Here is an 11700-nt window from a genome sequence, read left to right as displayed (position 1 = left end):
TTTTTTAGTAAGTATCCACTTTAATCATTAGAACAAATTTGCAGCTTAATTCTCTGTCTCATATGGTCAAATGTTTTTATGAGGGAAACAAATGCTTTATTTATCTTGATTAAAACTGAATCTGCCATATTTGAAGGGACTTCTATAGTATTTCCTTATACATTAATAAATATTTAAAATTTCAATTAATGATTTCTGTTTACTACCTTTGAATTCATTATAAATAAATAAAAAATTATATTATGGCTTTTGAATTACCAAAATTACCATACGCATACGATGCGTTAGAACCACATATTGATGCTAGAACTATGGAAATTCACCATAGCAAACACCATCAAGGATACACAAATAATTTAAATAATGCTATTGCTGGATCTGATGCAGAAGGAAAGTCTATTGAAGATATTCTTAACGGATTAGACATGACAAATGGTGCTGTAAGAAATAATGGAGGTGGATTTTACAACCACAGATTATTTTGGGAAGTTCTTTCTCCAAACGGAGGAGGTTTGCCTACTGGAGAATTAGCAGCAGCAATAGATGCAGCTTTTGGTTCTTTTGAAGCATTTAAAGATGCATTTTCTAAAGCGGCAGCAACTCAATTTGGATCAGGATGGGCTTGGTTATGTGTTGCTAAAGGTGGAGAAGTAAACGTATGTTCTACTCCAAATCAAGACAACCCATTAATGCCAGGTGTAACTTGTGGTAACCAACCAATTTTAGGATTGGATGTTTGGGAGCACGCATACTACTTAAACTACCAAAACAGAAGACCAGATTATATCAATGCATTTTTTAATGTAATCAACTGGGAAGAAGTTTCTAAAAAATATGCAGCTGCAAAATAATTATTGCAACTTATTTTTTTTAAAAAAAGGCCGTCATTTTTGACGGCCTTTTTCATTTTGAAAAGAGACCTAACAATGATTAAAAAGTAGGACTCATTTGTAAACCTACCTCAACTATAACTAATTCCAAACCGAGATTAGTTCTTTCACGTCCTTGTACTTTAAAAAGCGCGATGAAGGATTTTTTTTCATCCACTCCATATTTATCCGCAAAAATCTTCAATTGTTTATTCGAGGTAAAATAATCTACCGTGGCCATTGCCCCAATATCATGATCTGAAAAAAACATAAATTGAGAATTACCATTACTTTTATTATACAATTTGGCCACCATTGCATATTCAATATTATTAGTTTTTGTGGATAATTTATAATCTTTATCCTTACCCACATCATGTAAAATAACTCCTCCTTCACCGAAAAGAAGTTGATAGTCTAATATTGCTTGATTAAAATAGTCAATAAGTTTATTTTTATTCTTTAGCGGGCCAACATACACAATATTTTGATGCTTGATATCTCTAAAACCAATTTTAGAAGATAGCTTTATGGTTATCTCTCGATCTCTTTTGGTAAACATTCGCGAAAGATCATTTGCAGAAACCGCTCCCATACCTGTCATATAAGTATAACTAGAGGCCTTAATACTATCCTTAAAAATTGGATTTTTTCTTTTATAGGCATATAACTCCTCTGCAGAGTTTATTCTATAATCTCTATACCAACATGTTTTACCTTCAAAATTCTTCCCTTCTACCCCAAATAAATCACCAACAACCAAAAGAGTTTCTTTCTCACTGTTAAAAAAAGAATCCCACAATACAGTACTTTCCTTATAAAACAGGCGTATTATGATTGTAATAAAAATTATCCCAACAATGGATAATAGCATTAAAACAATCTTATATCGTTTTCTATAATCAACCTCTTTTAATTCATTATTTTTTTTAAAACTTATGTTGTATTGCCCTTTTTTAATCTCTAATCTAAAAGAATCTTGTTTCCCCTCATGCTCATAATAAGCAGTCAATCTCTTTCTAAGGTGATAAATATTAACCCTGATTCTCGATGAATTATTTTCGCTGATAAAGTTGTTCCCAAATAACTCGAGTGCTATAGTGGTCTCCTTTAAGTCTTTTTTATCAAAAGTAGAGTTGGCTAAAAATTCAAGAAGCGCAATACTTGCAGGTGCCTTTTTAAAAGAATCACTCTCAATAATTTTTTTTAAGTAATACTTTTGATCAACAATATCCATACAATAAAAAGCTTTAGTTCCTTAAAGTACTATTTAAAACATAAACATTTATAAAAACTAGTTACTATATTTTAACAACTAGCTTATTTAAAATAATAGCACCCTCTTGATACAACGATAAAACATAATTTCCTGATGAAACTAATGGATCTATCTCAATAAAATCATCAACAATTTTTTGATCAAATACAACATTCCCAAGTAAGTCTTGTAATAAAACTCTAGACACAGAAACTCCACTATAACCAACAAAATAAAGTCTTTGCGTAAATGGATTAGGGTATACACTAATCTTTTGCTCCTTTAAAAAAGAAACTCCAGCACTCATTACCTCTTCTTTCGGTTTTATCTGAACACCATTAAATCTAGATTCAACACCATTGTTATCAGCCCTAAAAATCAAATCATAATCTTTACCTTTCTCAATGGTTATCTCATAATTAACAGCATCTATACTTTCTAAACTTATTCCTGTCAGTAAATCTGTTAAAGGGTTCCCCACACCAGCTTCCCTTATCTGTATTTTTATTTCACTCCCCATCAATGTAGGATCATAATGCCAACTATTCACCTCATAAACACCGGCAGACAATCCAGAAACCCTAAGCCCAATTGCTGGCTGTCCGGAAGCGTTTACTGATGAATTCACTGCAAAATCCGATAATAAAATATCATCACTACTATTAGTTGCTGGTTCTTTTCCAAATCCAAACAACATATAATCTACATCTCCAATTGTCACAGATGTATTCTGACTACCTAACATCCCTACATAACCAATTTCAGTTGCGGAGGAAGCTGTATTAATATCTAAAAAATATTCTGTTATTACTTTGTTTATCGACACCCCATTAAATCGCACTCTATTATCAGTATTGTTTTCTCTAGCAACTATCTCATACACTTTTCCTGCTTCAACAACTAACTCAAACACAGCGGGAGCATCTGAATTCTCTACCTCTATCGTTTGCAAAACAACCCCGCCTTCTTCCTGAAGTGTAACAGTAACATCAGCCGGAAAACTATTGTCATAATGATAACTATTGATCTTATACGTACCTTCAGGAAGGTCTTCAATACGAACTCCAATAGTAGCATTAGCAACCTCTGGATTCACAAATGCAAAATCTCTTACCACATCATTCTCTGCTCCCTCTCCTCTATCTTTTACATCTATATTTTCACCAATTATAGTAAATGTTACGCCATTATCAATTATCGTCGCACCCGAAGCTCCCACTATAGTTTTAAAAGGACTTAGTGTTGGACTGCTGATTGTATTAATATCAATGCCATAATCTATATTGGTATTTATTGGCTCTGGTGTTACCCCTAAATCCGGTGCCTCACCTGAATAAATTTTATTGATATACTCACCAACTATTCTAGTGGTATAATTGGAATAACTCACATAGTCCCCATGAAACCAAAGAACAACGCGATCCTCAGAGTTTTCAATTCCTTTTGGCACAAATGGACGCAAATTATCCTGATCTGAATCTTTTGTAACTTCAGACCAACTCCAGGTTTCACCTCCATCAGAGGTAATTCCAGAATATATTTCATATCGGCTATCTTCATTTTCTGAAATAGGATTCTTGTTTGAAGAAATAAATATTTCATTAGTATTATATGGATTTGTAATAATAATTCCGGTATAATCGTCTTCACCAACATATAATCCCTTACCTGCATCACATACAAAATTATTAATCCATTCCATACCATTCCATTTTGCATAATGATAGGAAATTTCATTAATATTTAATTGTTTCGAATAGGTAACGATTGGATTCCCATCCAAATCATAGTTGATGCTATGAGTCCAGGCCCTTGCTGCAGTTCCATCAGCCCCATAGACATATATTTTATTGACCAAAGAAACCTGAATAGGCACCCCATCTATCACACTTTGCAGCGAAGTAATTAAAGTTCCGTCAGATTGATATACACTCCCTTGCGTACCATCATCATTTGTTTTATAATAACAATGATACAAACTGTTATCTGCTACCCTTGGATGACCATCCGTAAAAAAGAAATCTATCCTATCAATACTATTTGAAGTATATTTCATGTATGGGCGTGTATTTCCATCACCATTTTTGAACAGAATAATATCAATCCCGTCCCTCAAAGCGACACCAGAGGCATCGTATTCCTTCCAGTTTGGATTGAAGTTATTGGTTCTCATAAAATTATATATTTTATTCCCTTCCGCACTCAACTGATAGGCATTATTATAGGTTGCTCCTTTGTTATCCGTATCATTTTTTGTTACCTGTGTGATTTGCTCGCCCCAATCCGCTTGTTCTGTTGGCTCTTCTACTAATGAAGTCCGATAGTAATTATTTTTTTCACGAATATGTGGACTATAGAAAGACATAATTTTACCATCCTTCCTCAATAAAAGAGCCGCATTGTTATGATCATCTTTTTGCGTCCAAGTACTCAATATTGTTTCTGATCCAAGATTGGCACCGGTTTTAATATCATTAACACTTAAAGCCACTTTTCCATCCCTTTTTACATAGGACGTATATAATTTGTCATTTTTAAAAACAGCCCTTTCATCGTTAAACCAAGTCCACACACCATCATTTGTAACAATAAAATCAAACCCCTTATTTGTATCATGTTGTGCAATTAAGCCTTTAATAAGTAAAACGCTAAAAATCAACATCAATTTCACCTCCTTAAATTTCTCCATCTGTTTTAATTTTAATTATTTTTTATTCCCATAAAGCTTATACACTTCTGAACCTGCCGCTAAAAAAGCTCCTATTCCATACACCTCAGTTTCGTCTTTAAATGACCGCTTGGGTCCAGCTCCTATCTGTTGTACATACCCTAACTTACCATCTTGATCAATATAAGAGACAAGGGCATTCCAACCTTTTTTTACATGAGGTTCATAAGTTTTTTCATCTAGCAAACCATTATTAACACCCCATGCTAAACCATAGGTAAAAAAAGCTGTCCCGCTGCTTTCTGGTGATTTGTAATACTTTTGATTCAATAAACTGGTAGCCCAATACCCTTGATCCGTTTGTAATTGAATAATCTTTTTGGCCATTTTTAAATAAAGACGCTTAAAATATTTGTATTCCGAAGACCCTTTTTTATACTCATCCATCAAAAGTGTTAGCCCTCCAAACACCCATCCATTTCCTCTTGACCAAAAAATTTTATTTCCATGATCTAGCCTCCCGATAAAACTATTATCTCTATAAAAGAGACATTCATCTTCATCAAACAAATGTTTCCTTGATGCTTTATATTCTCTCATCATAAAATCCGAATACTTCGAATCACCGGTAATCTTACTCGCTTTTGCCCATACAGGAGGAGCCATAAACAAAGCATCGCACCAAGTCCAACGCTCTAAATGTTTATACTTATCCAATGTGATGGGTTGCTCACTTGGATGCTCAAGAATCCAATCTAATCGTTTTAGTGTTGGAATTATCATCTCATCAACATGATGCTTTCTATATAACTCAAAATAAAGCTGTCCTACAATATGATCATCAGCAATATACTTACGCCAATGTAGCTTCCATTTTTGCTTTTCACCGATACTCTTTAAAAAACTCCAATATTTATCATCATTCGACATTTTAGCAAACTTTATCATACCTACATACAACGCTCCATTCGTCCAATCCGCAACGTGATGAGGTTTCGTTTTCCCACTAAAAGTATCTCTAAAATGATCAATTTGCCAATCTGCAACTCTCTCCATATTTTGAATTACAGAAGGTGCAGATATAGGGTGAGACAAATCAACTTGCTGTGCTAAAACAAAATTGAACACTCCCAAAAAAACTAAAAAGAACTCTTTCTTAAGCATGATGTATTTTTTAATATTAGTCCTACAAAATTATATTAAAACTCCCCTTCGAATAGCAAATCTCAGCCTCTTAACAGTATATGTAACAGTTAAAACCTCAGTATTTACAGGAAACACATGAGCTTTTATCTTCATCTATTTTTCTATTTATTTGAATTACTATTACAATTGAAAAGAATATATTAATCGCTTGAAGCGTATAAAAGTTTGTCCTCCTAAAAAAAATAACACACAAGAAAACTATTGAATACAACGCAATCAACATTCATTATTGAACCAAGATTTATTCAAATTGATTACAACTATTTTAGAACCAACGAGTAATTAAAAAAACAACAAACAGAATTTCTTACATCTTTTCCATTGTTTAAAAATCTTAAATAATTGCACAAAAAAAGGCCGTCAAAAATGACGGCCTTTTTCGATTCTCTTCAATAAAAATAATTATTTAATCAATACTTTCTTGGATACTATACCTTTATTGGTTGAAATTCTGACTATATACACTCCAGTCTGCAACTCTTTAACATTTACCTTTTGACTATACATCGAAGAACTTTTCACCGCAACATCAAGTACTTTCACACCAAATAAGTCGTAAATAAACATCTCCGAAATATTAATTTCCTTGTTTGAATGAATTAATAACTCATTTTTATTTGGATCATGAAATATAACAAAGCTTTCATCTACATCAACATTTTCAATAGATAATGCTTCCTCTTGACTAAATGTTACATAGAAACGATTCGTATAAGTTCCCTCCGTTAAAACCAAAGAAACTTGACTCTCCAAGCTATAGTAAACACTCAATAAATCGTCAAACAAAAATGCTTGTTCTAGAATTCCAGCTTTTTCAATCTCCACAAAAGAAAGCACACCTTCTGAATCAACAACAACTTCTAATGGTAATCTCACATCCTTAACAAAACTATTTAAGCCAGCAATAACATAGGTTCCATCTGTCTCACCTTCTTCAGAAAATTTCCAGTAGGCATCTTTTTCATGGATATCGTAAATCCCACTATCATAACCATTATCATATTCGGTGGACAGCCCTTCTTTAAAAACCGCTAGCAATTGTCTCGTCAAAGCAACACCATTCTCATTCGTTTGCTCAAAACCTAACCTAAACGATTGTAATTTATTCTGAACTTTTGAACCTTTAGAAGGAATTCCTTTGAAAAAGATAGAATTGCTTCCATCCTCTATTTGATGCGCTCTCATGCTATTATTAAAAGTAATTTTCGCCATAGCAGGGACTCCTGACTCATTTGCGTTTACAAAAAATCCTTGACCTACCGGAATATATTGCCCCGGCACATCTCCTGAACTTGTTCCTAAACCTTCAACTCCTGTTGGAGCAACAGCGGCAACACCTCCACCAATGTTTCTCACAGCATATCCACCTTGATAGTTGGATTTATAATGCCCTTCATCTCCTTCAACTGAGGTCTCTCCGTTATGTTCCCAAAAATAGATACTACCATCAATATAAGAATTTGTAATATTATTATAGGTAATAAAGGCATCCGCATCCAAAGCCGACGGGTAGGGATTCCCTAACAAGAACACATCTCCATTTTCCACATCAATTTCGTAATCACCATTATTAACCTCTCCAACAAAGGTATAATTTTGAATAGCACCTGGCCCTTTCATCGTATACCCTTCTCCTATTTTTAAACTTCCTGACTCCCCTATTTGGCTCCAAGTGTTATCGTATTTATATATCCAGTTCCTAGAGATTGTAATTGGCGTGGTAGTATTATCACCATTATTATCAGATGTAAAAGTAATATCAGGCGGTGTTGAGGTAGCTGATGTAGGAGAGCTACCGTCCTTCACAACCTCACTAACAGAATAGGCCGATGCTGAACTTGAAACCGGTGAAGACCAATAATTAAACCTAAACTTACTATTATTATTTCCTTGTTGATCGATATAATAAATCCCTGAACCCGAATTTGCATCTACACCTGAATGTGTTTGAATTAACTGAGAAGTTCCCATCATTCGAATTTCACCATCATTTTCTATAGCATCTGTAACTTGTAGACTTACCCCTGAGGCAACCGTAAGAACACCACCAGACTCTACCTCTACCTCACTTACATGAGCATTTTCAGACAGCGGTAAACTTCCGGTTGCTGTATTTTTAACTAACAACTTATAACAATCATCGCTTTCACTAGGAACATTATCAACTCCGGTTCCATTATAAAACTGCATACCATCTACAACTATTTTATCTACATATTCAATGGTAAAATAATCACCATCGGCAAAAGACACATCAGAGGCTTGATACAAATCGCCTGTTGTATTTGTCAATGTATATATGGTTGGCGATAACATATCACTATCATTATCTACAACAAATCGGATATCTGAGCATGCCGGTTTAGAGCTGATATCAATACCTGTAAGATCAACCTCAACCGTTACCGTACCTATATCGTTCTGCTTGGTTACTCTCCAGTTAGAACTAATTCTTGATTGGTACGTAGCATTATCAGCGAATGAATAATCTGAAGTGTTATTTCTCCCCCAAAATAGATAATCATTTACATCAACTGAATTTGGATTGTACATTCGTATGATTCCATTTCCTCTAGAATCAACATGAAACGATCCATCAGCAGCCCTACCAATACCAGCTACATTATGATCGAAATCCCCATTACCTGAATCATCTTGATCATAAATATCGTTTGAAATGGCAATATTATATTTAGCTGACAAATAGTTCGAAACGATAATCTGCTGAGCATCATTTAAAAACACATTGTAGAGGATCAACTCTGGATGATCACCTGTATGTGCCTGACTATCCACATAGCCTCCATCAACAGAATCCTGCTCGCCACCAAGAGACAAACTTCCACCATCTGTGATTGATGTACCGGTAGCATGAGTTCCTGTAAAAGACTCTATTCCGTCCTTCCAAATAGACACAGTTCCATCTGAACTTTGCCAACTTGTGTTAATAATATGCCAATTATTATCATTAGCACTTACACCTGTATTTATTTCTGGACCTCCTATGTATAAACTCAAGGAATTACTATTAAAAAGTAAAAAATCATTGTCTGCACTTGAACTGGCATAAGAAAATTGCGCATCCCCAGACTCTCCGTTATTCACATTTACAAAAATTGCGGTTGCTGCTACATCAGCAAACCCAGAAAAACTAGCATTCCGAATCCTATTGTTAGATTTATTAAATCTAGCTGTGGGATAACCGTTTACAATTGATGTTTTATAAATTGGAGAAAAAGTACTTGATTCACTAAACGTATTAGAATTACCGGACACATCGGGCCAAGATAATAAATCATCATCATCAGAATAAGCAGATATTTCATTCGCGTCTAACCAAAGAATATTTGTACTGCTATCCCCAACACCACCAGGACCCGTATATCCAAATGAATCATCATCTGAAATGGTATAAGTATAAACTGTATTTGTTCCAAGATCAGCACTGGAAGCACCTGTAAGTGTTAGGACAACCGTTTCACTAAACTCCACTTCAGCATCATCAACAATTGTAGCTATAATATTTGCCGTAGTTTCTCCTGCCAAAACTGTAACGGTTCCCGCATCCAATAAATAGTCCGTACCACTAGTTGAGCTACCTGAAAACGTGTAAGTTGCAGAAACATCCAAGCCAGACACAAAATCTAACCCCACTTCAAAATTCACGGAAGTAACCGATTCCAATCCAGATGAAAAAGAACTTGTAAATCCGATCTCAGGATTATTATCATTATCATTTATCGTATAGGTATAACTTGTAAACCCCGTTCCAGCATATGGCAAAATATTATCCAAGTTAGCGTTTGTAGGGTTAGACAACTCTATCAAGATAGTTTCATCTATTTCGTTAAGAGTATCATCATTTATTGTAATATCAAAAGATGTTGTTGTTGTTCCAATAGCAAAAGTTGCCGTACCAGAACCCAATGAATAATCTTCGCCAGAAGCAATTGCTGTTCCTCCTGTTGCCGAATAATCTACAGTCGTAAGATTAGACATATCAGCTTCATTTAAAGTCAAATTAACTGTAACCGTTGTCATCGATTCATCCCCCGAATCAGATGCTATATTAAAATACACTTTTCTTGCAATATCATTATCTAAAACACTGTAAGTGTGTACTGAATTCGCTCCTAAACTCAATCCTGCTATTGGATTACTCAAGGTCGAAATAATAGTTTCAGTTCCCTCAGCATCCATATCATCAACCACATCAATACTATAATTTACACTTGTAGTACCGGCGGTAATTGTAAGCTCAACATTAGTACTTGAAATATAATCTCCGGAAGCGATAGCAGTACCATTGGAAGTAGAAAATTCAACAGTTTTATCTGTAAGTGGAATAAAATTTAAAAGTACTTCAATAGATGGATCAATATTTTCACCCCCCGAGGAAGACACTGAACTATGCTGAATTACAGGGTTAACAGCAGCAATGGACACATAGTCTCCATCATTGAATTCTATCCCTGACGTGCTGTATGTTTCTCCCGAAACCAAACTCATTTCATATACACTTGCTCCAGAACTAAAATCTCCATCAGCATCCACCATTAATGCGTATAAAGTATGTCCTCCTGGTAGAGTTGGTATGTTTGATGCATCCACAGAAAATTCTATAGTTCCAACGTCTCCCGTTTCATCCAATCTCCATTCTCTGGTCAAACGCTGAATATCAACACCACTATCTGGTGCTTCTACTGTAGTCCAGGTTACGCCTCCATTATCATGACCGAACATCAAATATTCATTATCAAGGTTCAAGCCACTTGCATTTGAAATATTTAAAATACCATCTGACGTAGCATTCGTATGCATATTTGAAATATTTTCTCTACCAATACCTGCCAAATCATGTCCATATTGAGATTCGTAAGAATAATAATCGTTAGAAATAGATAAGGCATATTTTGCAGCTAAATAATTACTCACAATTATTTGCTGAGCTTCATTCAAATAATTATTAAATATCAAAACCTCAGCAAAATCCCCAAAATGAGCCTGTGACGCATCATAACTCCCATCCACCAAATCTTGCTCCCCAGCTATTGCCAACGAACCACCTGAAGTAATATTTGACCCTGAAGCTATGGTACCTGTATAATCCTTAGATCCATCCTTCCAAATCTCAGCAGCTCCTCCTGAATTTTGCCAACTAGCATTGGTTATATGCCAATTATTATCATTAAAACTAATCCCTGAAACAACTTCTGTATTTCGATATAATCTAAGGTTATTACTTGCGAAAAGCAAAAAGTTATTATTACTTGCAGATGAAGCATAAGAAAGAACTCCATCATTACTTTCGGAGTTTTTATTTACATAAATAGCTGTTATTGCAGAAGTTGGAAAATCAGCGAAACTCGTCCTTCTCAACCTCCCATTTGCCTTCTCAAAGCGCACTACTGGAAACCCATTTATAATTCCTGTTTTATAAACAGGTGTAAAACTGGAATTTGGCTGACTTACATCATTTCCATTTCCAGAAACATCCGACCAAGAAGAAATATTATCACCATCCGAAAGAGAAGATAAATCCTCTGACTTCAACCATAAAACGTTTGAACTAGAACTCCCCACTCCACCAGGTCCAGTTTGGGTAAATCCTTTTAATGACAACAAAAAAAGAAAAATAAATATTTTATGGGGTAAATAATTCATCGTTAGTCTAAAGTGCAAATTTACTTAGAATAAAC

At 34.7% G+C, this 11700-nt stretch carries 5 protein-coding genes; 1 reads left to right on the top strand and 4 read right to left on the bottom strand.

Annotated elements, in window-relative coordinates:
- The first annotated feature begins 242 nt into the window (after positions 1 to 242).
- Positions 243 to 851 (top strand): superoxide dismutase, encoded by a 609-nt coding sequence (locus AC2DZ0_RS11425; protein ID WP_484490191.1) that lies wholly within the window; start codon positions 243 to 245, stop codon positions 849 to 851.
- A 79-nt stretch (positions 852 to 930) separates the two neighbouring features.
- Here the strand turns inward: AC2DZ0_RS11425 and AC2DZ0_RS11420 are convergent, their stop codons facing one another.
- From AC2DZ0_RS11420 to AC2DZ0_RS11405, 4 genes are all read right to left on the bottom strand, one after another.
- Complete coding sequence (locus AC2DZ0_RS11420) at positions 931 to 2106, bottom strand: hypothetical protein (protein WP_484641872.1); 1176 nt, start codon at positions 2104 to 2106, stop codon at positions 931 to 933.
- Positions 2107 to 2170: 64 nt separating this feature from the next.
- The gene (locus tag AC2DZ0_RS11415) at positions 2171 to 4816 is read right to left on the bottom strand and encodes a BNR-4 repeat-containing protein (protein WP_484641871.1); all 2646 of its coding nucleotides are present in this window, start codon (positions 4814 to 4816) and stop codon (positions 2171 to 2173) included.
- A 15-nt stretch (positions 4817 to 4831) separates the two neighbouring features.
- Positions 4832 to 5959, bottom strand: a complete 1128-nt coding sequence (locus AC2DZ0_RS11410; RefSeq protein WP_484641870.1) for a glycoside hydrolase family 88/105 protein — start codon at positions 5957 to 5959, stop codon at positions 4832 to 4834.
- A 444-nt stretch (positions 5960 to 6403) separates the two neighbouring features.
- Positions 6404 to 11665, bottom strand: a complete 5262-nt coding sequence (locus tag AC2DZ0_RS11405; protein WP_484641868.1) for a Calx-beta domain-containing protein — start codon at positions 11663 to 11665, stop codon at positions 6404 to 6406.
- Between the last annotated feature and the right edge of the window lie 35 nt (positions 11666 to 11700).

The organism is Flavicella sp. IMCC45668 (assembly GCF_057219105.1).
The sequence above is the reverse complement of the archived record's forward strand: the minus strand, read 5'-3'. Positions and strand labels throughout refer to the sequence as shown.

What these genes read in the sequence shown, in the direction of transcription:
- AC2DZ0_RS11425 (WP_484490191.1), top strand. Translation starts at nt 243, where the DNA reads ATGGCTTTTGAATTACCAAAATTACCATACGCATACGATGCGTTAGAA.
- AC2DZ0_RS11420 (WP_484641872.1), bottom strand. Translation starts at nt 2,106, where the DNA reads ATGGATATTGTTGATCAAAAGTATTACTTAAAAAAAATTATTGAGAGT.
- AC2DZ0_RS11415 (WP_484641871.1), bottom strand. Translation starts at nt 4,816, where the DNA reads ATGGAGAAATTTAAGGAGGTGAAATTGATGTTGATTTTTAGCGTTTTA.
- AC2DZ0_RS11410 (WP_484641870.1), bottom strand. Translation starts at nt 5,959, where the DNA reads ATGCTTAAGAAAGAGTTCTTTTTAGTTTTTTTGGGAGTGTTCAATTTT.
- AC2DZ0_RS11405 (WP_484641868.1), bottom strand. Translation starts at nt 11,665, where the DNA reads ATGAATTATTTACCCCATAAAATATTTATTTTTCTTTTTTTGTTGTCA.